At 60.4% G+C, this 25,481-nt stretch carries 20 protein-coding genes; 5 read left to right on the top strand and 15 right to left on the bottom strand.

Annotation, left to right across the window (positions count from 1 at the left end; all coding sequences use genetic code 11):
• Window positions 1–35: 35 nt before the first annotated feature.
• From DNK06_RS01485 to glnK, 4 genes are all read right to left on the bottom strand, one after another.
• Window positions 36–461, bottom strand: coding sequence for a secondary thiamine-phosphate synthase enzyme YjbQ (locus DNK06_RS01485; RefSeq protein WP_131178272.1), 426 nt, complete (start codon window positions 459–461; stop codon window positions 36–38).
• Window positions 462–618: 157 nt separating this feature from the next.
• A complete protein-coding gene (locus DNK06_RS01490) occupies window positions 619–1,866 on the bottom strand; it encodes an ammonium transporter (protein WP_131178273.1) in 1,248 nt (415 codons plus the stop codon).
• A 115-nt stretch (window positions 1,867–1,981) separates the two neighbouring features.
• Window positions 1,982–3,298 carry an ammonium transporter gene (locus tag DNK06_RS01495; protein WP_131178274.1) on the bottom strand — a complete coding sequence of 439 codons (1,317 nt, stop codon included), beginning with the start codon at window positions 3,296–3,298 and terminating at the stop codon, window positions 1,982–1,984.
• Window positions 3,299–3,336: 38 nt separating this feature from the next.
• Window positions 3,337–3,675: a P-II family nitrogen regulator gene (gene glnK, locus DNK06_RS01500; protein ID WP_003096476.1), complete on the bottom strand. Its 339-nt coding sequence runs from the start codon at window positions 3,673–3,675 to the stop codon at window positions 3,337–3,339.
• 400 nt (window positions 3,676–4,075) lie between these two features.
• Here glnK and DNK06_RS01505 point away from each other — a divergent pair, with 400 nt between their 5' ends.
• From DNK06_RS01505 to DNK06_RS01515, 3 genes are all read left to right on the top strand, one after another.
• The gene (locus tag DNK06_RS01505; protein WP_131178275.1) at window positions 4,076–4,348 is read left to right on the top strand and encodes an accessory factor UbiK family protein; all 273 of its coding nucleotides are present in this window, start codon (window positions 4,076–4,078) and stop codon (window positions 4,346–4,348) included.
• Window positions 4,349–4,376: 28 nt separating this feature from the next.
• The gene (locus DNK06_RS01510) at window positions 4,377–5,867 is read left to right on the top strand and encodes a YifB family Mg chelatase-like AAA ATPase (RefSeq protein WP_131178276.1); all 1,491 of its coding nucleotides are present in this window, start codon (window positions 4,377–4,379) and stop codon (window positions 5,865–5,867) included.
• Between the two features lie 224 nt (window positions 5,868–6,091).
• Window positions 6,092–8,065, top strand: a complete 1,974-nt coding sequence (locus tag DNK06_RS01515; RefSeq protein WP_131178277.1) for a BCCT family transporter — start codon at window positions 6,092–6,094, stop codon at window positions 8,063–8,065.
• 229 nt (window positions 8,066–8,294) lie between these two features.
• Here the strand turns inward: DNK06_RS01515 and DNK06_RS01520 are convergent, their stop codons facing one another.
• The 7 genes from DNK06_RS01520 to DNK06_RS01550 all read right to left on the bottom strand — a co-directional run bounded on the left by DNK06_RS01520 (window position 8,295) and on the right by DNK06_RS01550 (window position 16,662).
• Window positions 8,295–9,170: an ABC transporter permease subunit gene (locus tag DNK06_RS01520; RefSeq protein ID WP_131178278.1), complete on the bottom strand. Its 876-nt coding sequence runs from the start codon at window positions 9,168–9,170 to the stop codon at window positions 8,295–8,297.
• Window positions 9,167–10,075: an ABC transporter permease subunit gene (locus DNK06_RS01525; protein ID WP_131178279.1), complete on the bottom strand. Its 909-nt coding sequence runs from the start codon at window positions 10,073–10,075 to the stop codon at window positions 9,167–9,169. Before DNK06_RS01525 ends, DNK06_RS01520 begins: the two co-directional genes overlap by 4 nt.
• On the bottom strand, window positions 10,072–11,226 hold the full coding sequence (gene potA / locus DNK06_RS01530; protein WP_131178280.1) for a polyamine ABC transporter ATP-binding protein: 1,155 nt from the start codon (window positions 11,224–11,226) through the stop codon (window positions 10,072–10,074). Before potA ends, DNK06_RS01525 begins: the two co-directional genes overlap by 4 nt.
• A gap of 199 nt (window positions 11,227–11,425) precedes the next feature.
• Complete coding sequence (locus DNK06_RS01535; protein WP_131178342.1) at window positions 11,426–12,508, bottom strand: polyamine ABC transporter substrate-binding protein; 1,083 nt, start codon at window positions 12,506–12,508, stop codon at window positions 11,426–11,428.
• A 170-nt stretch (window positions 12,509–12,678) separates the two neighbouring features.
• Window positions 12,679–13,779 (bottom strand): polyamine ABC transporter substrate-binding protein, encoded by a 1,101-nt coding sequence (locus DNK06_RS01540; RefSeq protein ID WP_131178281.1) that lies wholly within the window; start codon window positions 13,777–13,779, stop codon window positions 12,679–12,681.
• A gap of 102 nt (window positions 13,780–13,881) precedes the next feature.
• On the bottom strand, window positions 13,882–15,249 hold the full coding sequence (locus DNK06_RS01545; RefSeq protein WP_131178282.1) for an aspartate aminotransferase family protein: 1,368 nt from the start codon (window positions 15,247–15,249) through the stop codon (window positions 13,882–13,884).
• A gap of 54 nt (window positions 15,250–15,303) precedes the next feature.
• Window positions 15,304–16,662 (bottom strand): glutamine synthetase family protein, encoded by a 1,359-nt coding sequence (locus DNK06_RS01550; protein ID WP_131178283.1) that lies wholly within the window; start codon window positions 16,660–16,662, stop codon window positions 15,304–15,306.
• Window positions 16,663–17,488: 826 nt separating this feature from the next.
• Between DNK06_RS01550 and DNK06_RS01555 the strand changes: the two genes are divergently transcribed.
• Together DNK06_RS01555 and aguA are read left to right on the top strand one after the other, a co-directional pair.
• Window positions 17,489–18,868, top strand: coding sequence for a glutamine synthetase family protein (locus tag DNK06_RS01555; protein WP_131178284.1), 1,380 nt, complete (start codon window positions 17,489–17,491; stop codon window positions 18,866–18,868).
• A 152-nt stretch (window positions 18,869–19,020) separates the two neighbouring features.
• Window positions 19,021–20,127 (top strand): agmatine deiminase, encoded by a 1,107-nt coding sequence (aguA, locus tag DNK06_RS01560; protein WP_131178285.1) that lies wholly within the window; start codon window positions 19,021–19,023, stop codon window positions 20,125–20,127.
• A 27-nt stretch (window positions 20,128–20,154) separates the two neighbouring features.
• Here aguA and DNK06_RS01565 read toward each other — a convergent pair whose 3' ends face one another.
• From DNK06_RS01565 to desA, 4 genes are all read right to left on the bottom strand, one after another.
• Window positions 20,155–21,183: a cytochrome-c peroxidase gene (locus DNK06_RS01565; protein ID WP_131178286.1), complete on the bottom strand. Its 1,029-nt coding sequence runs from the start codon at window positions 21,181–21,183 to the stop codon at window positions 20,155–20,157.
• A gap of 212 nt (window positions 21,184–21,395) precedes the next feature.
• Window positions 21,396–22,733, bottom strand: coding sequence for an OprD family porin (locus tag DNK06_RS01570; RefSeq protein ID WP_131178287.1), 1,338 nt, complete (start codon window positions 22,731–22,733; stop codon window positions 21,396–21,398).
• 421 nt (window positions 22,734–23,154) lie between these two features.
• Complete coding sequence (locus DNK06_RS01575) at window positions 23,155–24,120, bottom strand: GGDEF domain-containing protein (protein ID WP_131178288.1); 966 nt, start codon at window positions 24,118–24,120, stop codon at window positions 23,155–23,157.
• Between the two features lie 158 nt (window positions 24,121–24,278).
• Window positions 24,279–25,463, bottom strand: coding sequence for a delta-9 fatty acid desaturase DesA (gene desA / locus DNK06_RS01580; protein ID WP_131178289.1), 1,185 nt, complete (start codon window positions 25,461–25,463; stop codon window positions 24,279–24,281).
• Between the last annotated feature and the right edge of the window lie 18 nt (window positions 25,464–25,481).

Genomic DNA, 25,481 nt, shown 5'->3' on the forward strand with positions numbered 1-25,481 from the left:
CAGTCGTCCAACGTTGCCGAACGCCTGGGAAAAATTCAATTTGCCGTACCTTGCAAGGTCGCCAGCACTCGACGCGCACCACCCTGCTCACGGTGCTCACCAAGGTAAATCCCTTGCCAGGTGCCCAGTGCCAGACGCCCATGACTCACCGGGATCTGCAACTGAACGCCCAACACGCTCGACTTGAAGTGCGCCGGCAAATCATCCGGGCCTTCGTCGCAGTGCTCGTACCCCGCTGTGTCCTCAGGGATGAGACGGCGAAAAAAACGCTCGAAGTCGCGGCGTACTGCCGGGTCGGCGTTTTCGTTGACGGTCAGAGACGCCGACGTGTGCTGCAGCCACAGGTGTAACAGACCCATCCTGTAGCTCGCCAGTTCCGGTAACGCATCCTGCAATTCATCGGTAACGAGATGAAAGCCTCGTGGCCGTGGACGCAGGGTGATCAGCCGTTGCTGCCACATGTTCGTCGCCCTCTTTTCAACGCGCGCATTTTAGCGTGCCGTACAAAAAAGCAAAGGGCGCCTGAGCGCCCTTTGCAGTTGTTCGACCATCACTTTTCCGCGATGAGGCTCCGGTAGAGCCGCAAAGGTCGAAACCTTTGCGGCTCTACCCAGCAGATCACTTCTGGCTGGTGAACTCCGGATAGGCTTCCATCCCGCACTGGGAAAGATCCACACCTTCGTATTCCTCTTCCTCGCTCACGCGCAGGCCGAACAGCGCCTTGATCACGGCCCAGATGATCAGGCTGGTGATGAAGACCCAACCGAAGATGCCCAGGATACCGATGATCTGTGCGCCGAAGCTGGCTTCGGCATTGGTCAGCGGTACCGCCAGCACACCCCAGATACCCACGACACCGTGCACGGAGATGGCACCGACCGGATCGTCGATCTTGATCTTGTCGAAGGCCAGGACGCTGAACACCACCAGGGCACCGCCCACGGCACCGATCAGGGTGGCCTGCAGGCCGCTCGGCGACAGCGGGTCGGCAGTGATGGCCACCAGGCCGGCCAGGGCGCCGTTGATCATCATGGTCAGGTCGGTCTTGCCGAACAGGATGCGCGAGACGATCATCGCCGCGATCAGGCCACCGGCGGCTGCCATGTTGGTGTTGACGAACACTTGCGCAACGTTGTTGGCCGAGTCGATATCGGAGATCTTCAGCTCGGAACCGCCGTTGAAACCGAACCAACCCATCCACAGGATGAACATACCCAGGGTCGCCAGCGGCAGGTTGGCCCCCGGAATCGGATTGATCTGGCCGTTCGGGCCATATTTGCCCTTGCGTGGGCCGAGCAGGATGACACCGGCCAGAGCCGCGCTGGCACCCGCCATGTGCACGATGCCGGAACCGGCGTAGTCGGAATAGCCCAGCGCGTCCAGCCAGCCCTCGCCCCAGCTCCAGGAGCCCTGGATCGGGTAGATGAAACCGGTCATGACCACCGCGAAGGCCAGGAAAGGCCACAAGCGCATACGCTCGGCCACCGCGCCGGAAATGATCGACATGCAGGCGCCGGCGAAGACGATCTGGAAGAAGAAGTCGGAACGCGCCGAGTAATAGGGCGCATCTTCTTCACCGGTCACCGCCTCGGCGAGGTTCTCGTCGCCGATCAGGAAGCCCAGGCTGGGAAACACCATGCCATCCGAGGAGTACATGATGTAGTAGCCGACCAGCAGGTACATCACCGAGGCAATGGCGAACAGGGAGATGTTCTTGGCCAGAATCTCGGTGGTGTTCTTGCTGCGCACGAGCCCTGATTCAAGCATGCAGAAACCTGCCGCCATCCACATGACCAGGGCGCCGCAAATCAGAAAATAGAAGGTATCGAAACCGTACTGCAATGCCGCCAATGCTGTGTTGTCCATTTTTCACCTCTAGCCGTCGCGCTTGTTATGCGCTATTCGGTCGAGGCGCCCGGGTTGGCTCCGGACGCACTCCGTGTGCTTTAGGCTCGCGACCGAAGCGGCGAGCCCGCGATACTTACAGGATGTAACCGCGCTCGTTGTGCTGAGCCAGGTCGAGCCCGACCGACTCTTCTTCCTCGCTGACACGCAGGCCCATGACCACGTCGATGACCTTGAGGATCACGTAAGTGACGATGGCGGTGTAGATCACGGTGAAAGCGACGCCTTTGAACTGGATCCACACTTGTGCCGCGATATTCTCCACCTCGCCGAAGCCACCCAGTGCCGGAGCGGCGAACACGCCGGTCAACAGGGCGCCGACGATACCGCCGACACCATGCACGCCGAATACGTCCAGGGAGTCGTCGTAGCCCAGCTTGCGCTTGAGGCTGGTGGCACAGAAGAAGCAGATAACGCCGGAGGCCAGGCCGATGATCATCGCGCCCATAGGGCCGACGGTTCCGGCAGCCGGGGTGATGGCGACCAGGCCGGCAACCACGCCGGAAGCGATACCCAGCGCGCTCGGTTTGCCGTGGGTGATCCACTCGGCGAACATCCAGCTCAGGGCAGCGGCGGCGGTGGCGATCTGGGTAACCAGCATAGCCATGCCGGCGGTGTCGTCAGCCGCGGCCGCGGAGCCGGCATTGAAACCGAACCAGCCGACCCAGAGCATGGCGGCACCGACCAGGGTGTAGCCCAGGTTGTGCGGTGCCATGGCCACGCTCGGGAAGCCCTTGCGCTTGCCCAGCACGATGCAGGCGATCAGGCCAGCGATACCGGCATTGATGTGCACCACGGTGCCACCGGCGAAGTCCAGCACGCCCCAGTCCCACATCAGCGCACCGTCGCCACTCCAGACCATGTGCGCGATCGGCGCATAGACCAGGGTGAACCAGACGGTCATGAACACCAGCATGGCCGAGAACTTCATGCGCTCGGCGAAAGCGCCGACGATCAGGGCCGGGGTGATGATGGCGAAGGTCATCTGGAAGGTGACGAATACGCTTTCCGGGAAGGCTTCCGTCAGCGAATCCTTGGTCAGGTTGCCGAGGAACATGTTGCCCAGGCCGCCCACGAAGGAACTGAAGTTGGTCACGCCGGCTTCCATCCCGGTGGTGTCGAACGCCAGGCTATAGCCGTAGGCGAACCACAGCAGGCTCATCAACGCGGTGATGGCGAAGCACTGCATCATCACCGACAGGACGTTCTTGGAACGCACCATGCCAGCGTAGAACAACGCCAGGCCGGGAATGGTCATGAACAGCACCAGAGCGGTGGCGGTCAGCATCCAGGCCGTGTCACCGGAATTCAGCGTCGCTTCCTGGGCCATGGCCAGGCCCGGGAAAAACAGGGACGAAAGGGCTCCAAGCCCTGCGATTCTTCGCAGAGTCATGATTTAACTCCTGGGACGTATGGGGGTGGGGGCGGAGCTTAGATCGCGTCGGTATCGGTTTCGCCGGTACGGATGCGGATCGCCTGTTCCAGGTTGACTACGAAAATCTTGCCGTCACCGATCTTGCCGGTGTTGGCAGCTTTGGTGATGGCTTCAATGACACGATCCAACTGATCGTCGGCGATGGCCACGTCGATCTTTACCTTGGGCAGGAAGTCGACGACGTATTCAGCGCCGCGGTACAGCTCGGTGTGACCCTTCTGACGACCGAAGCCTTTCACTTCGGTAACGGTGATGCCTTGCACCCCGATTTCCGACAGCGACTCGCGAACGTCGTCCAGCTTGAACGGCTTGATGATGGCAGTGACTAGTTTCATGAAACTCTCTCCCGTGTAAGGTGGACTTGCCCCAGGAATTCTTACCCCGTCGCAAGTCTAAGCTCAGTGTCTGGCTTTTGTATGCATCGGTTGCCAACACAGGCTGATCCGATACCACCAACCGCTCCCGGCGAAACATTCCCCGCCCGCACGATACAACCGAACCGCATCAGTGCATGGGTCATGAGCGACTAAGCAGAAAGCTTGCCAATACCGACAAAGCGCCTCATTTCAGGACGTTACGGGAGCGCAGGGGCTTACCGGGAAATATCCCCAGCAGTCAGCGCACCAGAACGGCGCCAAACCGCACCCCGCACTGCACGCTATTGGTGCAAACACCTCGACCCGTTCACAAAAACCGCCGTGCTACACTGCCGCCAATCGTTTCCGGAAGGTTCCCATGCTGCCACCCAAAGCTCTGCTCGACGCCCTCAGCAGCCAGGCCACACGCCTGCTCAGCGGTGATAATCCCTTGCCACGCAGCGAAATCGAGAGCCAGCTCAAGGCTCTGTTGCAAGGCACCTTCAGCAAGCTGGATCTGGTCAGCCGCGAAGAGTTCGATAGCCAGATGGTGGTTCTGGCCCGCACTCGTGCTCGCCTCGAGGCCCTGGAAGCCAAGGTCGCAGAAATCGAGTCGCGCACCGCACCAGCGCAGCAAACACCGGTCGAGTAACCTGCTCGGCACGATCAAGGAGTGATCGATGTCATTGGCCATAGTCCATAGCCGTGCCCAGGTCGGCGTAGACGCCCCAGCCGTTACCGTCGAGGCCCACCTGGCCAACGGCCTGCCGTCCCTGGCGCTGGTCGGCTTGCCGGAAACAGCGGTCAAGGAAAGCAAGGATCGCGTGCGCAGCGCCATCCTCAACTGCGCGCTGGATTTCCCGCCTCGTCGTATTACCTTGAACCTGGCGCCAGCCGATTTACCGAAGGACGGCGGCCGTTTCGACCTTGCCATCGCCCTGGGGATTCTGGCTGCCAGCGGCCAATTGCCGGCGGACTCCCTCATCCCACTCGAATGCCTTGGCGAACTGGCACTGTCCGGCACGGTGCGTCCGGTGCAAGGCGTGCTGCCCGCAGCCCTGGCGGCTCGAGAAGCTGGGCGCACCCTTGTGGTGCCCAGGGAAAATGCCGAGGAAGCCAGCCTGGCATCAGGACTTACGGTACTGGCTGTCGATCATCTTCTGGAACTGGTCGCCCACTTGAACGGCCAGACACCACTGGCCCCGTATCAGGCTCAGGGGCTGCTGCGCCAGGCTCAGCCCTACCCGGATCTGGCCGAAGTACAGGGACAAATCGCCGCCAAGCGTGCTCTGCTGGTCGCTGCCGCTGGCGGTCATAACCTGTTGCTCAGTGGCCCGCCCGGCACGGGCAAGACACTGCTGGCCAGCCGTCTCCCCGGATTGTTGCCACCGCTGACCGAGGAAGAAGCGCTGCAGGTGGCGGCGATTCGTTCGGTAGCCAGCCATACGCCCTTGCAAAGCTGGCCGCAGCGTCCCTTTAGGCATCCCCATCACAGCGCATCGGGGCCAGCACTGGTGGGTGGAGGCAGTCGTCCTCAACCAGGAGAAATAACGCTTGCCCATCACGGCGTATTATTTCTGGACGAGCTACCCGAGTTCGATCGGCGCGTCCTTGAGGTCTTGAGAGAGCCCCTCGAAAGCGGTCATATCGTGATCGCCCGGGCTCGCGACAAAGTCAGCTTCCCCGCCAGGTTCCAACTCGTTGCGGCAATGAATCCATGCCCCTGTGGCTTTCTCGGCGATCCCAGCGGCCGCTGCCGCTGTGGCCCGGAACAGATCCAGCGCTACCGCGGCAAGTTGTCCGGCCCACTGCTCGACCGTATCGATCTGCATATCACCGTGGCGCGGGAAAGCACGGCTCTCAATGCGCCGCAGGACAGCGGCGAAAGCACTGCCACGGCTGCGGCGCGGGTTGCGGCAGCACGGGATATCCAGTTGCGGCGTCAGGGTACTGCCAATGCCTTTCTCGACCTGTCGGGGCTGCGCGAGCACTGCGCGCTAGGCGACACCGACCGCCAGTGGCTGGAGCACGCCTGCGAACGCCTCACCCTGTCACTGCGCTCCGCTCACCGCGTGCTCAAGGTCGCGCGCACGCTGGCGGATCTGCAGGCGCACACCGAGATCAGCCGCCAGCACCTGGCAGAAGCCCTGCAATACCGCACCAACTTGTGAGGTGTGCAGAAATTAAGCTGAACGAAACGACAAGCAAACCTATCGATAGCTGTCACATTCAAGAACCTGACTATCGGGATGGTACACTGCCTGGCCTTCCGCCCTTGGCGGCCATCCGATAAACAGAGTCGCATCGCCATCCGCTCGTCTGCCTGATCTGGCCTAAGCTCGAACAGGTATGCGCGTACATCATGGACTGACTCAGACCAAGGAGAGCTAGCTCAATGGAGGCACCTCTGTCTTCTCGCTCCACCCTCAACCCGCCGGTATTCTTCGGCTCGACCTTTCTGATCGCCTGCCTGGTGATCTACAGCACCGTGTTCAAGGACAACGCCCAGAGCGTGTTCGGCGCTACCCAGGCCTGGATCATCGAGAACGCCAGCTGGGTTTATATCCTGGCTGTGGCCCTGATCCTGCTGTTCGTGGTGTTCCTCGCCGTGAGTCGCTACGGCGACATCAAGCTTGGCCCCGACCACAGCGAACCCGAATACAACAACACCACCTGGTTCTCCATGCTGTTCTGTGCGGGCATGGGTATCGGCCTGATGTTCTTTGGCGTGGCCGAACCGGTGATGCACTTCATCGACCCGCCAGTGGGCGACCCGCAGACCGTCCAAGCAGCCAAAGAGGCGATGAAACTGACCTTCTTCCACTGGGGTCTGCACGCCTGGGCAATCTATGCCATCGTCGCGCTGATCCTGGCTTACTTCGCCTACCGGCATAATTTGCCGCTGACCCTGCGCTCGGCGCTCTATCCGCTGATCGGCGACCGTATCTACGGCCCCATCGGCCATGCGGTGGACATCTTCGCGGTGATCGGCACCGTGCTCGGCGTAGCCACTTCGCTGGGTTACGGCGTGCTGCAGATCAACACCGGCCTCAACCATCTGTATGGTTTACCGACCACGACAACCGTGCAGATCGGCCTGCTGATCTGCACCATGGGCCTGGCGACCATTTCGGTGGTCAGCGGTCTGGACAAGGGGATTCGCCGTCTTTCCGAGTTGAACATGCTGCTGGCCGTGGGCCTGCTGCTGATCGTGCTGATGCTCGGCCCCACCGTGTTCATCCTGCAGACCTTCGTGCAGAACACTGGTGGCTACCTGTCGGAGATCGTCAGCAAGACCTTCAACCTCTACGCGTATGAACCCACCGACTGGATCGGCGGCTGGACGCTGTTCTACTGGGGCTGGTGGCTGTCCTGGTCACCCTTCGTTGGCCTGTTCATCGCGCGTATTTCCCGTGGCCGCACCATTCGCCAGTTCATCAGCGGCGTGCTGGTCGTGCCAGCTGGTTTCACTCTACTGTGGATGACCGTGTTCGGTGATACCGCCATCCATATGATCATGGTCGATGGCATCACCGACCTGGCAGAAGCCGTAGACAAAGATAGCGCTCTAGCGCTGTTCGCGTTCCTTGAGCACTTCCCACTATCAATGATCCTGTCGCAGATCGCGGTCTTGATGATCGTGGTGTTCTTCGTCACGTCAGCTGACTCGGGCGCCATGGTGGTGGATATGCTGGCGTCCGGAGGGCAAGATCAGACACCCGTATGGCAGCGAATTTTCTGGGCCGTGCTGATGGGTGTAGTTGCCGCTTCGCTACTGTTGGCCGATGGCCTCAAGGCGCTGCAGACCGCGACCATCGCCAGTGCCCTGCCCTTCGTGGTCGCGCTGATGGCATCGATGTGGGGCCTGCTACGCGCCCTGCAGCTGGACGCGGCCAAGCGCAACCTGCGCGATCAGGTTTCGCTCAGCTCGCGTAGCAGTACCAGCCCGGGCGGCTGGCAGCGTCGTCTGCGCAGCATGGTCATGCTGCCACGTCGCTCCCATGTGAACCGCTTTATCAGCGAGACCGTCGTTCCGGCCTGCCAGCAGGTGGCTGAAGAACTGCGCAAGCAGGGCCGTGAAGCCAGCGTAGAGAGCGGCGAAGACGGCCGCGTAACACTATCGGTCAGCCATGGCAGCGAAGCGGACTTCCATTACCATGTACGCCCACGCGCCCTGATCCAGCCAAGCTTCGTGATGCGCGACACCCGCGATGACACCAACGAAGAGCGCAAGTACTTCCGCGCCGAAGTCCACCTGGACGAAGGCGGTCAGGATTACGACGTGATGGGCTGGAATCGCGAAGAAGTGATCGGCGATATCCTCGACCAATACGAGCGCCATATGCACTTCCTGCATCTGACCCGCTAAGGCGTCGCGCAAAACAAAACGCCCGGGCCGATACCCGGGCGTTTTCGTTCTGGCTTGGTATTCCTATCGCCAGGCGCCTCCAGCTGGCGGCGACCTGCCCTACCCAGAGAGGTAGGCGCCCCCGGTTCCTACAGACAACGGAAGTGGAGTACTTGCCGACACGCTTCAGAAAAGACAATGCCCGCCCCGCTGACGCAGACGGCGGGCATTGCTTGTCGACCAAACGGGCTCAATGAGCGGGCTTGGCCTCCGGGCGAGCGGCGATCGTTGCCTGGCTTTCTTCCATGACCTGCTGAATCGACTTGCGCCGACGCTCTTCCGCACGGTGGGCGAAGAACCACACCAGGAAGGTGGCGAAGGACACCGCCAGCAGGATCAGGCTGGCCACGGCGTTGATCGCCGGAGTAACGCCCAGGCGTACCTTGGAGAACACCTCCATCGGCAGCGTGGTGGCGCCAGGACCGGACACGAAGCTGGCCAGCACCAGATCATCCAGGGACAGGGCGAAGGACATCATGCCGCCGGCCATCAGCGAGGGCGCGATCATCGGGATGGTGATCAGAAAGAATACCTTCCACGGCCGCGCACCAAGATCCATGGCGGCTTCCTCGATGGACAGATCCAGCTCGCGCAGACGCGCCGACACCACCACTGCCACGTAGGCCGAGCAGAAGGTGGTGTGGGCGATCCAGATGGTCATCATGCCGCGCTCTGCAGGCCAGCCGATCAGTTGCGCCATCGCCACGAACAGCAGCAACAGCGACAGGCCGGTGATCACTTCCGGCATGACCAGCGGTGCGGTGACCAGCCCGCCGAACAGTGTGCGCCCCTTGAAACGGTGAACCCGGGTCAGCACGAAAGCCGCCAAAGTGCCCAGTGCCACCGCAGCGATCGCCGTGTAGCAGGCGATTTCCAGGGAGCGCCACACTGCGCCCATCAGTTGCCGGTCATCGAGCAGGCTGACGTACCACCTGGTCGACCAGCCGCCCCATACCGTTACCAGCCGCGAGGCGTTGAACGAATAGATCACCAGGATCAGCATCGGCAGGTAGATGAATGCGAAACCGGCCCAGAGCATGAAGGTGGAGAAACGGAAACTTTTCATGCCCGTCCCTCCATCTCTTTGGCTTGGTTCCTGTTGAACAGGATGATCGGAATCAACAGCAACGCCAGCATCACCACCGCCAGGGCGGATGCCACCGGCCAGTCGCGGTTGTTGAAGAATTCCTGCCACAACACCTTGCCGATCATCAGGGTTTCCGGGCCGCCAAGCAGCTCTGGGATGACGAACTCGCCCACCACCGGAATGAACACCAGCATGCAGCCGGCGATGATGCCGTTTTTCGACAGCGGCACGGTGATTTTCCAGAAGCTGTTGAAGTTGCTCGAACCGAGATCCGACGCGGCCTCCAGCAGGCTCTGATCGTGCTTCACCAGGTTGGCGAACAGCGGCAGGATCATGAACGGCAGGTACGAATAGACGATACCGATATACACCGCCGTGTTGGTGTTGAGGATCTGCAGCGGTGAGTCGATCAGGCCAATGCTCTGCAGGAAGCCATTGAGCAGACCGTTGTTGCTGAGAATGCCCATCCAGGCATAGACGCGGATCAGGATCGCGGTCCAGGTCGGCATCATCACCAGCAACAGCAGAACCATCTGGGTTTCTTTATTCGCCCGAGCGATGGCGTAGGCCATCGGATAGCCGATCAACAGGCAGGCAACGGTACTGAAGAAGGCGATCTTCAGCGAGCCCAGATAGGCCGCCAGGTACAACTCATCTTCGGTGAGGAAGATGTAGTTACCCAGGTTCAGCACCACCTGCAGGGTGTTATCCACCCAGGTGTAGATCTCCGTGTAAGGTGGAATCGCCACGTCTGCTTCGGCGAAACTGATCTTCAGGACGATGACGAACGGCAACAGAAAGAACAAAAACAGCCAGATGAACGGGATGCCGATCACAAGGTGTCGGCCGTTAGGCATACGCTTGGTCAGGCTGCTCATCTTCATGACTGCAACACCACGCCGCTGTCGTCTTCCCAGAACACCACCACCGGGTCGTCCCAGGTCGGCCGCTTGCCACGGCGCTCGGCGTTGGCGATGAAGCACTGCACGATCTGCCCCGAAGTCAGCTTGACGTAATAGACCGAGTGGCCGCCCAGGTAGGCGATATCGTGAACGCTGCCATGGCTCCAGTTGTAGTCCGGGTGCTCATGATCGCTGGGCAGTTGCGTGGCCATCAGCAATTTTTCCGGACGCAGCGCATAGGTGACCTGGGTCTCCTGGGCGCGGGTGGTAATGCCATGGCCGATGTAGATCGGCTTGTCCAGCTGTGGACAGTTGATCACCGCGTGGTCGGTGTCATCGTGAACGATCTGCCCTTCGAACAGGTTGACGTTGCCGATGAACTCGCAGACCAGGCGACTGGCCGGCGTCTCGTAGATATCGATGGGGCTGCCGATCTGGGCGATCCAGCCCAGGTGCATGATGGCGATACGCTGGGCCATGGTCATGGCCTCTTCCTGGTCGTGGGTCACCATCACGCAGGTCACGCCCACGCGCTCGATGATCTCCACCAACTCCAGTTGCATCTGCGAGCGCAGCTTCTTGTCCAGCGCGCCCATGGGCTCATCGAGCAACAGCAGCTTGGGCTTCTTCGCCAGGGAGCGGGCCAGGGCCACGCGCTGACGCTGGCCGCCGGACAACTGATGGGGCTTGCGCTTGGCGTACTGGCTCATCTGCACCAGCTTGAGCATCTCGGCCACGCGAGCTTCGATCTCTTCCTTGGGCAGCTTGTCCTGCTTGAGACCGAAGGCGATGTTGTCGGCCACGCTCATGTGCGGGAACAGCGCGTAGGACTGGAACATCATGTTGATCGGCCGCTCGTAGGGCGGCATGTCGGTGATGTCCTGGCCGTCGAGGAAGATACGCCCCTCGGTCGGCCGCTCGAACCCGGCGAGCATGCGCAGCAGGGTCGACTTTCCCGAACCGGAGCCACCAAGCAGGGCGAAGATCTCGCCCTTGTTGATGGTCAGCGATACGTCTTCGACAGCGATGGTCTCGTCGAACTTCTTGGTCACACGCTCGATCTTGACCAGCACCTCTTTCGGTTGCTGACTCCCTTCGATGACCTTCTTATAGGTACTGGAAGCAACTGCCATTACCAAACTCCCGCAGCAAAAATGGCGCCCGGCAAGAGCCGGGCGCTAAACAGGCCGTTGAAAAACGTAGCCGAGGCAGCCGATGCGAGGCAAAAACGGGCGAAAAAGCGGAGTGTACGAGGAGTACATGAGCATTTTGAGCTTGTTTTTAACGAAGCAACGGCAACGTAGGTAGTTTTTCAACGGCCTGGTCATGGGTTTATCTTCCGGACTTGATCTTCGTCCAGCTTCGCGTCATCAGGCGCTGCGCCGTGGGCGGCAGTTCGGCTGAGATGTACAACTTGTCCAGAACGGCCTGCGGTGGGTACACCGACTCGTCCTGACGAATGTCCTGATCCATCAGTTCCCCAGCCTTGGTGTTGGGATTGGCATAACCGACATAGTCACTGACCTCGGCGATCACTTGCGGATCGAGCAGGTAGTTGATGAAGGCATGGGCCTGCTCGACATTGCTGGCATCCTTGGGGATGGCGAGCATGTCGAACCACAGGTTGGCGCCCTCCTTGGGAATCGCGTAGGCGATTTCGACGCCCTTGCCGGCCTCCTCGGCACGATCGGCCGCTTGCAAGACGTCACCCGAGTAACCGAGCGCCACGCAGATATTGCCGTTGGCCAGATCGCTGATGTATTTCGAAGAGTGGAAGTAACTCACGTAGGGCCGCACTTCCAGCAACTTGGCCTCGGCCTTGGCGTAGTCATCGCTACTCTGGCTGTTTGGATCGAGGCCCAGGTAGTTGAGTACCGAGGGGATCATCTCATCCGCCGAGTCGAGGAAGGAGACGCCACAGGTGGCCAGCTTCTTCATGTTCTCCGGCTCGAACAACACGGCCCAGGAATCGATTTCGTCGACGCCCAGCACTTCCTTGACCTTGGCGACGTTGTAGCCAATGCCGTTGGTACCCCACAGATAAGGCACCGCATATTGATTGCCCGGATCGTTGCTTTCGAGCTGCTTGAGCAGCGCCGGGTCGAGGTTGTTCCAGTTCGGCAACTTGCTACGGTCGAGCTTCTGGAAAGCGCCCGCCTTGATCTGCTTGCCGAGGAAATGGTTGGACGGCACCACCACGTCGTAGCCGCTACGGCCCGCGAGCAGTTTGCCTTCCAGGGTTTCGTTGGAGTCGAAGACGTCATAGACCGGTTTGATGCCCGTGGCTTTCTGGAACTCGGCCAGGGTGTCCTCACCGATGTAATCGCTCCAGTTGTAGATATGCACGGTACCGTCCGCATGTGCCAGGGTTGCCAAGCCAACCGAAAGCGCGGTCGTTGTCAGGATCTTGCCCAGGGGAAAATGCACAGGTCGTCCTCTTCTTGTGAATCATCACCAATCGGTGACGCATCGCGGTTTGAGTGAGCATCGCGACTGGGCCGCAACGTTCGGCGGGCGGCGATCCGCCCGTTATCCCTGCTGGAGCGCGAACCGCGGCGCAAAACGCCGCCGCGGTTGCTGCTTGATCAGCGACCGGACTTGATCTTCGTCCAGCTGCGGGTCATGGCGCGCTGGGCAGCCGGCGGCAGGTCAGGGAAAGCGTACAGCTTGGTCATGGTCTCCTCGCTCGGATAGATGCCCGGGTCGTCACGGATAGCCTCATCCACCAGCGGCGTAGCCTTGAGGTTACCGTTGGGGAACTGCACTTCGTTGGTGATTTCGGCCATGATTTCCGGCTTCATCAGGAAGTTCATGAAGGCGTAGGCCGACTCGACGTTTTCCGCATCGGCCGGGATGGCCACCATGTCGAAGAAGGTACCGGCACCTTCCTTCGGAATGTTGTAGGCCACCTGAACCTTGCCACCGGCTTCTTCAGCACGGGACTTGGCCTGGTACACATCACCCGAATAACCCACGGCTACGCAGAGGTTGCCGTTGGCCAGGTCGGAAATGTACTTGGAGGAGTGGAAATAGGTGATCGACGGACGGATCTTCAGGAACAGCGCCTCGGCTTCCTTGAGCTCCTGCGGATCGGTGCTGGTCGGCTCATAGCCCAGGTACTGCAGGGCGATCGGCAGAACCTCGGTCGGTGAGTCGAGGAAGGAAACGCCACAGGATTTCAGCTTCTCGATGTTTTCCGGCTTGAACAGCAGATCCCAGGAATCCACCGGGGCGTTCTCGCCCAGCACGGCCTTGACCTTTTCCGGGTTGAAGCCGATACCGATCGAGCCCCACATGTACGGGAACGCGTACTGGTTGCCCGGATCGCTGACCTCGACGGTCTTCAGCAGGGCGGTATCCAGGTTCTGCCAGTTCGGCAGCTTGGACTTGTCCAGCGGCTGATAGACCTTGGCCTTGATGTGCTTGGCCAGGAAGTTGTTCGACGGCACCACGATGTCGTAACCGGACTTGCCAGCGAACAGCTTAGCTTCCAGGGTCTCGTTGGAATCGAAGACGTCGTAGACGACCTTGATGCCGGTCTCCTTGGTGAACTTGGCCACGGTATCCGCAGCGATGTAGTCCGACCAGTTGTAGACGTTCAGTACCTTGCTATCAGCCTGTGCCATGCCGGCCATGGTGCCGGCCAGCGTCACGGCTAGCAGAGTCTTGCCGAAAGTCTTGATCATGCGGTTCAGCTCCATTTGTGGTGTTGATTATCCGGGTTGCCACGCATTGCCGCGTGATCCCTTTTGTTGGCCGGCGCAGTCTGGCGATAACCGCCCTGTTGCTCAAGCCAGTAAAGCACGGGCGGTGAGATCCAGGCATTTGCGGGCCTTTTCCACCAGCTCGTCGATTTCCGTCTTGCTGATCACCAATGGCGGCGAAATGATCATGGTGTCGCCAACGGCGCGCATGATCAGCCCGTTCTCGAAGCAGTGACCGCGGCAGATCATGCCGACAGCCTTGTCGCTTGGATAACGCTCGCGGGTCTGCTTGTCCTTCACCAGTTCGATGGCGCCGAGCATGCCGACTCCACGCACCTCCCCCACCAGCGGGTGATCCGCCAGCTCACGCAGTCGTTTCTGCAAATACGGTGCCGTTTCTTCTCTGACTCGCTCGACGATCTTTTCTTCGCGCAGAATTCGAATGTTTTCCAGCGCCACCGCCGCCGCTACCGGATGCCCGGAGTAGGTGAAACCGTGGTTGAAGTCGCCCCCTTCGTTGAGCACCTCGACGATTTCGTCACGCACCACCAGACCCCCCATTGGCACATAGCCGGAGGTCAGGCCCTTGGCGATGGTCATCATGTCCGGCGTGTTGCCGTAGTAATCGCTACCGAACCACTCACCGGTGCGGCCGAACCCACAGATCACCTCATCGGCGACGAAGAGGATTTCGTACTTGGCGAGGATCTCGCGCACCTTCGGCCAGTAGCTGTCCGGCGGGATGATCACGCCGCCAGCGCCCTGGATCGGCTCGGCGATGAACGCCGCGACGTTGTTCTCGCCGACGTCGAGAATCTTCTTCTCCAGCTCCTCGGCCGCCCAGATACCGAAAGCTTCCGGGGTCATGTCCCCCCCTTCACCGAACCAGTACGGCTGGGCGATATGCACGATGCCAGGAATCGGCAGGCCGCCCTGCTCGTGCATGCCCTTCATACCGCCCAGGCTGGCACCGGCGACCGTGGAGCCGTGGTAGCCGTTCTCGCGGGCGATCACCACCGTCTTCTCGGGCTTGCCCTTGAGCGCCCAGTAATGGCGCACCATACGCAGCATGGTGTCGTTGCCTTCGGAACCGGAGCCGGTGAAGAACACGTGGTTCATGCCCGCCGGGGTCACCTCGGAGAGCGCCTTGGCCAGTTCCAGCACTGGCGGGTGAGCGGTCTGGAAAAAGGTGTTGTAGAACGGCAGCTCACGCATCTGCTTGCTGGCGGCCTCGACCAGTTCTTCACGGCCATAGCCGATGGCGATGCACCATAGCCCGGCCATGCCATCGAGGATTTTGTTGCCCTCGCTATCCCACAGGTGCACACCCTCGCCGCGGGTGATGATGCGCGGGCCCTTCTCGGCCAGCTGCTTGAAATCGCTGAAAGGCGCCAGGTGATGGTCGCGGCTCATGGCCTGCCATTGCTGGGTCTTCGGGTTGTTTGCCGTCATATACACCTCATCTATATACGGGGCCGTGCGGATCGCGCGCCAGCCCCGGCTGAATCAGACCGAGAGCAGCAGGAACTCGCGTTCCCAGGAGCTGATCACGCGCTTGAAGTTCTCGTGCTCGGCACGCTTGACCGCCACGTAGCCGCGAACGAACTTGTGGCCCAGGTACTGCTCGACCACCTGGCAGGTTTCCATGCGCTCCAGCGCAGCTTCCAGGGTCAGCGGCAGGCGCAGGTTGCGGCGTTCATAGCCGCGCCCCACCACCGGAGCGCTTGGCTCGATGCCTTCGACCATGCCGATGTAGCCGCACAGCAGGCTGGCCGCCAGGGCCAGATAGGGGTTGGCGTCGGCGCCAGCCAGGCGGTTCTCGACCCGGCGGTTCTGCGGCGTGGCGTCCGGCACGCGCAGGCCCACAGTGCGGTTCTCCTCGCCCCACTCGACGTTCACCGGCGCCGAGGTGTCCGGCAGGAAGCGGCGGAACGAGTTGACGTTGGGAGCGAACAGCGGCAACAGCTCAGGGATGTATTTCTGCAGGCCGCCGATGTGATGCATGAACAGCTCGCTCATCGAGCCGTCTTCATTGGAGAAGATGTTCTTGCCGGTGTTCTTGTCGATGATGCTCTGGTGCAGGTGCATGGCACTGCCGGGCTCGTCGGTGATCGGCTTGGCCATGAAGGTCGCCGCCACATCGTGCTTGAGTGCCGCTTCACGCATGGTGCGCTTGAACACCAGAATCTGATCGGCCAGGTGCAAGGCTTCGCCGTGACGGAAGTTGATCTCCATCTGCGCCGGGCCTTCTTCGTGGATCAGGGTGTCCAGATCCAGGCCTTGCAGCTCGCACCAGTCGTACATGTCTTCGAACAGCGGATCGAATTCGTTGGCCGCATCGATGGAGAAGCTCTGCCGACCGGTTTCCGGACGCCCGGAACGGCCCATCGGCGCCACCAGCGGGAAATCCGGATCGCTGTTGCGCTTGGTCAGGTAGAACTCCATCTCCGGCGCCACGATTGGCTGCCAACCCTTGTCGGCATAGAGCCGCAGCACTTTCTTGAGGATGTTGCGCGGCGACAGCTCGATCGGGTTGCCTTGCTTGTCGTAGGTGTCGTGGATCACCTGCGCGGTCGGCTCGATGGCCCAGGGCACGATGAACACGGCGTTCTCGTCCGGACGGCAGATCATGTCGATATCAGCCGGGTCGAGCAGGTCGTAATAGACGTCATCTTCGACGTAATCGCCGGTCACGGTCTGCAGCAATACGCTTTCGGGCAGGCGCATGCCCTTTTCGTCGAGGAATTTGTTGGTCGGCGAGATCTTGCCACGGGCGATACCCGTCAGGTCGCTGACCAGACATTCGACTTCGGTGATCTTGCGTTCTTTCAGCCAGCTGGAAAGCTGGTCCAATTTGGTACTCATAGAGACCTCAGGGTTTATGAAACCGGCATCCTCGGCCGGCTCGACATGCCCACGTTCCAACGAACCTCGGCTGGAGGTTCGTTGGAACACAGGATAATTCGGGTTGCCACGCAGCCTCCGACAAGCGCCCGGCACGCACAGGCGTGCGAGCGAGACCGCCACGCGCGGAAAGCGCTGTTTTGCCACACTGCCCACGACTGTAACCGACCTTTGTTGCACTCGACAGACCCTGCATCTGCAAAGCGCGGGCCGCTACACGATGGCGCGAGCCGGTATGACAAAAAGCAAAAGCGCATTCTCGGTTTAACGAACGAGATGAAGCACGACGCAATTCTGGGTGGCGAGGCAAGGTGACTGGGAAAGGATAGGGAATACTGACAGGGTGTGCAGATTTTCGAGCGGGACGAGCAACCTGGGCTGACCCGCTCAGGCAGCAGGCTGGATGACGAGCAGTCGCACCCCGATGATGATCGTCGCCAGCGTCTGAGTCAGGGTATGCCCCGAACTGCGCGGCACAAGCAATGACGCTGGAGAGCGGCATGCAAATCATGAAACACCCGTATTGTTGGATTATCAGGGGTTCGACCGAGCTTATCCTTGTTCATTTTTTTATACAACACGGCAGCATCAGCTCACGGCCCACTCATATGCATGACAAAAATGCTGCCGGGGTTTACGTTTCGAAATGAGCTGAAACGCCCTGAAAATGGCCACTGCGCTCTTCTTTAGGGCAGCATCGCCTTATCTTGACAGTACCTGGCGTTTGGGATTGACTCCCGGTGTGTCAGTAATTGATTGATATTTTTAACAACATAGGTGTTGCATCATGTCGGTACCCCCGCGTGCCGTTCAGCTTAATGAAGCGAACGCGTTCCTCAAGGAACATCCTGAGGTTCAGTTCGTCGACCTTCTGATTGCAGATATGAATGGCGTGGTGCGCGGCAAGCGCATCGAACGCGCCAGCCTCCACAAGGTGTATGAAAAGGGCATCAACCTCCCCGCCTCGCTGTTCGCCCTGGACATCAACGGCGCCACCGTGGAAAGCACCGGCCTCGGCCTGGATATCGGCGATGCCGACCGTATCTGTTTCCCCATCCCCAATACCCTGTGCAAGGAACCCTGGCAGAAGCGCCCAACCGCGCAATTGCTGATGACCATGCACGAACTGGACGGCAGCCCCTTCTTCGCCGACCCCCGTGAGGTATTGCGCCAGGTGGTGCAGAAGTTCGACGAACTCGGCCTGATCATTTGCGCAGCCTTCGAACTCGAGTTCTACCTGATCGACCAGGAGAACGTGAATGGCCGACCACAACCACCGCGCTCGCCCATTTCCGGCAAGCGCCCGCATTCGACCCAGGTCTACCTGATCGATGACCTCGACGAATACGTCGACTGCCTGCAGGACATGCTCGAAGCCGCCAAGGAACAGGATCTGCCGGCCGACGCCATCGTCAAGGAAAGCGCCCCGGCGCAGTTCGAAGTCAACCTGCACCACACCAAGGACGCGCTCAAGGCCTGCGACCACGCGCTGCTGCTCAAGCGCCTGATCAAGAACATCGCCTACGACCACGAGATGGACTCGACCTTCATGGCCAAGCCCTACCCGGGCCAGGCGGGCAACGGCCTGCATGTACACATCTCGTTGCTCGACAAGAAGACCGGCGAGAACATCTTCGCCACCGACGATCCGGAGCAGCATGCACCGCTGCGCCATGCCATCGCCGGCATCCTGGAAACCATGCCCGCTTCGATGGCGTTCCTGTGCCCGAACGTCAACTCGTACCGCCGTTTCGGCGCCCAGTTCTACGTGCCGAACGCGCCGAGCTGGGGCCTGGATAACCGTACGGTGGCCGTGCGCGTGCCGACTGGCAGCAGCGATGCCATTCGTATCGAGCACCGCGTAGCCGGCGCCGATGCCAACCCGTACCTGATGATGGCCTCGATCCTCGCCGGTATTCACCACGGCCTGACCAACCAGTTGGAGCCAGGCGAACCGATCGAGGGCAACTCCTACGAACAGTTGGAGCAGAGCCTGCCGAACAACCTGCGCGATGCCTTGCGCGAGCTGGACGACAGCGAAGTGTTGAACAAGTACATCAGCCCGGATTACATCGACATCTTCGTCGCCTGCAAGGAAGCCGAGCTGCAGGAATTCGAGACCACCATCTCGGATCTGGAATACAACTGGTACCTGCACACGGTCTGATGCTCTGTGGCTTCACGCCTCATCGTTCGAAGCCACTGTTAGGATCTGTTGACGTTTCAACGCGAGCCGTGCGTGAAACGTCAACAGACCCTACAACACCTGCTGAGATAGACTTCTGCCTATTTCAGCCGCGCCTTGCCTCGGAGTACTACATGTCGACCCTAACCACCACACCCCGTGCCGATGGCTTTCGCATGCCGGCTGAATGGGAACCGCACAGCCAGACTTGGATGGTCTGGCCGGAGCGTCCGGACAACTGGCGACTGGGCGGCAAGCCCGCGCAACACGCGTTCACCGCTGTGGCCAGGGCCATCGCCGAATTCGAACCAGTGACGGTCTGCGTATCCGCCGGGCAATACGAGAATGCCAGTGCACACCTGCAACACGAGCGTATCCGTGTCGTGGAAATGACCACCGACGACGCCTGGGTACGCGATACCGGGCCGACTTTCGTGACCAGCGCGCGCGGTGAACTGCGCGGCGTTGACTGGGGCTTCAATGCCTGGGGTGGTTTCGAGGGTGGTCTGTATTTCCCCTGGCTGCGCGACGACCAGGTCGCCAACAAGATTCTTGGTCTGGAAGGCTGCGACGGTTACCGCACCGAAGGCTTCGTGCTCGAAGGCGGCTCGATTCACGTCGATGGCGAAGGCACCCTGATCACCACCGAGGAATGCCTGCTCAACCACAACCGCAATCCGCACCTGAACCGCGAGCAGATCGAAGCCGTGCTGGCCGAACACCTGGCCATCGACAAGGTCATCTGGCTGCCGGATGGCCTGTACAACGACGAGACCGATGGCCACGTCGACAACTTCTGCTGCTACGTACGCCCAGGTGAAGTGCTGCTGGCCTGGACGGACGATCGGGAAAACCCCAACTACCCGCGCTGCCAGGCCGCCCTGCACGTGCTGGAGAATACCCGTGACGCCAAGGGTCGTGCCCTGACCGTGCACAAGATGCCGATTCCCGGCCCGCTGTATGCAAGCGAGGAAGAATGCGCCGGAGTCGACCGCGTGCTCGGCAGCCAGGAACGTAGTCCGGAGGTACGCCTGGCCGGCTCCTACGTGAACTTCCTGATCGTCAATGGCGGCATCGTCGCGCCAAGCTTCGATGACCCCAAGGACGAGGAAGCCAAGGCCATGCTCGAACGCCTGTTTCCCGAGCATCGCGTGGTCATGGTGCCGGGCCGGGAGATCCTGCTGGGAGGCGGCAATATCCACTGCATCACCCAGCAGCAGCCACTGGCGCAGAAAGGCTGAACAGCCACCGCCGGGATCAGCGGCCGGTCACTCGGCCGTTTCCACTTCCTCCATGACCAGCGCCGGCTCGAAGGGCGCCGGTCGTGGCGTGTCATTGGTCGAAGGCGGCAGCATCGGCACAGCGAACGCCGGTTGCTCGCCGGTCAGGGTCTTCAGGAAAGCGGTGATGGAGCCGATCTCCCCCTCGCTCAACTGACGCCCCAACTGCAGACGCGCCATCACGTCCACGGCCTTCTCCAGCTCCCAGTAGGCGCCATCGTGGAAGTAGGGGTAGGTCAGCTCGACATTGCGTAGCGTCGGTACCTTGAACAGGAAGCGGTCGGTATCCTTGCCGGTCAGACCGGCCACGCCCTCGGCGGGATTGTCGGTCTGGTAGGCCTCCACCAGGCCCATCTTCTGAAAGGAATTGCCGCCCATGGCCGGGCCGTTGTGGCAGGCCACGCAACCGATCGACTTGAACAGCTGATAACCCTCCAGCTCGGCCGAGGACAAGGCCGCATCATCGCCCTTGAGCCACAGGTCGAAACGCGAATTGGGCGTGACCAGGGTCTTCTCGAACTCGGCAATGGCATCGGTCACCGCATCCAGGGTGATCTCCTCGCTCTGGTAGACCCGCTTGAAGGATTCGCGGTACTGCGGGATGGAGCGCAGCACGTCGATCGCCAGGATATGGGTGAAGGCCATTTCCTTGGGGTTGGCGATGGGGCCGGCGGCCTGCTCCTTGAGATCGGCGGCGCGACCGTCCCAGAACTGCGCCAGGTTCAAGCTGGAGTTGAGTACGGTCGGTGAATTGATCGGCCCCTGCTGCCAGTGATGACCAATGGAGGTGGGCAGGTTGTCGCTGCCGCCCATGCTCAGGTTGTGGCACGAGTTGCAGGAGATGAACCCCGAACGCGACAGGCGCGGGTCGAAGAACAACTGCTTGCCCAGCTCGACCTTGGCGCTGTCGGTGGCCGTATAGGGCTGGATGGGTGAAACCGGTTCGTCGCTTCGCGGCACGGACCAGGCATCGAGACTCAGGCAAAGTCCCGCGATCAACAGAGAAATACCGCGCATGGAGAGCTCCTCGTTCTATCAGGCTTATTGGCCGTCCCACGATGAGCGCAGTAGCAAGGCTGGCTTTTGACGGGGGTCAACCCTTGCCCTTAAACCATACAAAAACAAAGGATATACGCGCGCGTCATGTTGTCGCTCAAACAAAAGCCCGGAACCAGTCCGGGCTTTTGCATTGATACGAGCCGCAGCGTGGCGCGGCTCGGCACTCCAGCTTAGAGCAGCGGGATGCTGTAGCTGACGATCAGGCGGTTCTGATCGACGTCACCGGACGAGGTCTGGCTACGCAGAGCGGCGTTACGCCAGGCGAAGCCCACACCTTTCAGAGCGCCTTCCTGGAGCACGTAGCTGAGGGTCAGGTCACGCTCCCACTCTTTCTGGTCGCCGCCCACCGCCTTGATGTTGTCGCCCTTCATGTACAGTACGTTGGCGGTCAGGCCGGGAACACCGATCTTGCCGAAGTCATAGCCATACTGGGTGATCCAGGTACGCTCGCCGGCACGGCCGAAGTTGGTGATCTGGCGGTCGGTGATCAGGTAGGTAGTAGCACCACCCTGGCCTGGGATCGAACCCTGGTTCAGCTGGATGAAGTTGCTATCACCGGAAACCTGCTGGTAGCCGGCGCTCAGGGCATGGCCTTCCAGGCTGTAGGTGAAGAAGGCACTCCAGGTACGGTTGTCCACTTCACCGGAAGTCACACCATTACCGTAGTAGCCGCTGCCCAGGTAGCCGTCGGCCCGACCGGCCACACTGCCGTTCTTGCCATCGGAACCGGTGTCGAAGTAGCGCAGATCGGATTTCAGCGAGCCAGCACCCAGCGCCAGCGTGTGGGTCAGACCCAGGAAGTGCTGCTTGTAGAAATCATCCAGATTGCCGTAGTAGTACTGAACCAGCAGATCCTTGTTGATCTTGTAGTCGGCACCGCCATAGTAGAACTTGTTGCTGTCCGCACCGGCACCGGCGCCAGCGATGGCCAGCGAATCAGTGTTGCTCGACGCACGCCCCTTGGAATGCTCCAGCTGACCCAGGATCAGGGTCAGGTTGTCAATTTCATTCGAGGTGATCTGCGCACCCTCGAAGGTCTGCGGGATCAGACGGCCATCGTTGAAAACCACGACCGGCAGCTTCGGCTGCAGGGTACCGATCTGGGCGATGGTCTTGGAAACGCGAATCTTGCCAGTCAGGCCCAGGCTGCTGAATTCGTCTACGGCGCTGTTGTCGCTGTCCGTCGGGAACAGGACACCGGGAGTACGGCTACGACCCGCCTTGTTGGTGCGGCTACCGGAGTCCAGCTTCACGCCCAGCAGGCCCAGCGCATCGACGCCGAAACCCACGGTACCCTCGGTGAAACCCGATTGCAGATTCAACTGGAATGCCTGACCCCATTCCTTGTTGCTCGGGCTATCGCTGTCACGGATATCGTTATTGAAATAGAAGTTACGCAGATCCAGCTTGGCCGTGCTGTCTTCGATAAAGGCAGCGTTAGCAGCGTTGCCCAGGGTCAGACCCAGAGTACCGACTGCTACGGCCAGCGCCAGGGAAGTTTTTTTCATCGTGATATCTCCAGTGTCTTTTCTTTTATTGGTTGCAGCACATCGGTCTGATGGGTGATGCCTCAACGGCACTAAATCAGCCGAATTCGGGGCACGACCGTCGGGCACCAGGCAGCCATAAAGACGCCACAGGTAACCTGGACGGCAGCACGAAAGCGCTCAGGAATGAAGGAATTGAAAGCGAAGGCGGCGGAAAAAGGGCATCGTTCGGTTCTCTGTATTGTTATTGTCGGCCGCTGTCTGGCCGTTACTGAATGGAATCTAGCACAGCAGGTTATGTGCCATGAACGACTGAAGTCGCATAACAACCAATATTTCAACATGTTACCGAAAATAGCGAGATAACCAGCGGCCGCTCAACTGGAGAAATGAGCAATTAGCCGCCGATAAAAAGGCAGCGCTGGGCGACTTTCCGCCACTATCAGCTCGTGACGATCTGGTTTTTTCCCTGGCGCTTGGCCTGGTACATGGCCGCGTCGGCACGGGCGTAGAGCACATCGAGCCCAGGATCACCGCTGCGCAGCGAGGTCAGTCCCTGGCTAACGGTGATGCCGAATGCGTTGCCCTCATGATTGAAAGCCAGCCGCTGGATTTCTCGCTGCAGGCGCTGGGCGATCTGCGACGCCAGCTCCGGTTCGCAGCCTGGAAACAACGCAGCGAACTCCTCGCCACCGATACGCCCGAACAGATCGCCGCGGCGCAAGACCGAGCTGGCGCAACTGGCCAGTTGTTGCAGCACCTGGTCACCGACCTGATGGCCGTAGCTGTCGTTTATGTGCTTGAAGTCGTCCAGATCCAGCAGCAGGAAGGCCAACGGCTGCCCCTGACTACGGGCCAGTTCGAACTCACCTTGAGCACATTCGAAGAAGTGCCTGCGGTTGCTGCTCTGGGTCAGCACGTCAGTGGTGGCCAGGCGATGCAGCTCACCTTCGAGCTGCTTCTTCTCGGTGATGTCTTCGGCGATGCCGAAGATGATCGGCGACGCCAGGCTGTCGCTGTGACGGCCAATAAAGCACTTGTCACTGAGCCAGCGAATCTCGCCATCCGACCGAATGATACGGTACTCGCGGGCCTCGACTGCACCGGTATCCAGCACCTGGGCCATACTCTGCGCGGCGAATTCCAGATCGTCAGGGTAGATGCTGTTGAGCCATTCGCCGTAATCGGCCAGCAATAGCCCCGCCGAGCGCCCGAAGACCCGCTCATAGGCCGGGCTGACGTAAATGATCTGCTGGGTTTCCCAATCGAACGCCCAGAGCACAGCGTTGACGCTACCCAATAAGGTGCTGAACAGCTGCTCTCGCTCACGCAAACGGGTACCTTCCGCGCGGCTGTGCAACAGTGCCATGGTCAGCTCTTCCAGGTCGATAGTGCCGAGTTCATCCATATACCGATCCTGAGCAACGTCGAGTTGATTGCGGTGGGTTGCCAAGCGGGATCAAAAAAGCCCGCCGAGTGGCGGGCTTTTAGGTGGCAACCGGGTCAACTGCTATGACCGTCGGTGCTCCGGGCGGTTCACAGCCCCGTGTACGATTGCGTACCAGATCACACTGTGGCGGGGCGCAGGGAGTAGGTTTTGAGCTGCTCGGCAAAATCGCGCAGGGACTGAATGCCACTGGCTTCGGCGTCCTGCACCCAATGTTTCATCGCTTCGAGCATGTCGTGACCATTGGCACTGGTCTTGGCCCATATCAGCTGGAGCGCCAGGCGTTTCTCGTAGATGACCTTGAGCGCCTGGCTATGTGCCAGCATGGCGTCGATATGCACCTGCTGCTTGTCGTGCAGTAGGCTCGGCTCCCGCGACAGCAGCCGCTTGGCGCGACGGAACTGGTGACGCACGGACTCGTCGGCCTTGGCCAGCTCCTGCTTGACCAGCGGGCCGATTACCAATTTGCGGTACTGGGCCATGATCTGGAAGCGGTTGTTGAGGATCGCCATGGCGGTGTCCATGTCCAGAATACCCTTGCCAGGAACCCGGTGAGCGATCGGCGCAACCCGCTGCACCTTGGCCAGGCGCAGGAAGCTGAACAGGCGTATCCAGGCCCAACCCATGTCGAATTCCCAGCGTTTGACTGACAGCTTGGCCGAGTTGGGATAGGTGTGATGGTTGTTGTGCAACTCTTCGCCGCCCACGATGATGCCCCAAGGCACCAGGTTGGTGGCCGCGTCGCGACACTCGAAGTTGCGGTAGCCCACAGCATGGCCGAGGCCGTTGATGACACCGGCGGCCCAGAACGGAATCCACATCATCTGGATCGCCCAGACGGTAAGGCCCAGCGCGCCGAACAGTGCCACATCGATGATCAGCATCAACGCGATACCGCCTATGGGAAACCGCGAGTAAATCTTGCGCTCGACCCAGTCATCAGGGCAATTCTTGCCGTAAATACGCAAAGTGTCCTGATTCTTCGCCTCTTCGGCATATAATTCGGCACCTTTACGCATGACCGTCCCCAGTCCCTTTACCACCGGGCTGTGGGGATCTTCAGCGGTTTCGCACTTGGCGTGGTGCTTGCGATGAATGGCCGTCCATTCACGGGTGTTCATGGCAGTGGTCAGCCACAGCCAGAAACGGAAGAAATGCTTGAGCGCAGAATGCAGTTCCAGAGAGCGGTGCGCCGAATAACGGTGCAGATAGACCGTTACGCTGACGATGGTGACGTGGGTCATCAGCAAGGTGACGATGATGAGCTGCCAGACCGACAGGTCGAGAAAACCGTTGTACCACATAGGTAGGGGCACCTCATT

It is taken from the genome of Phytopseudomonas daroniae, from assembly GCF_004327285.1.
Taxonomy (GTDB): domain Bacteria; phylum Pseudomonadota; class Gammaproteobacteria; order Pseudomonadales; family Pseudomonadaceae; genus Aquipseudomonas; species Aquipseudomonas daroniae.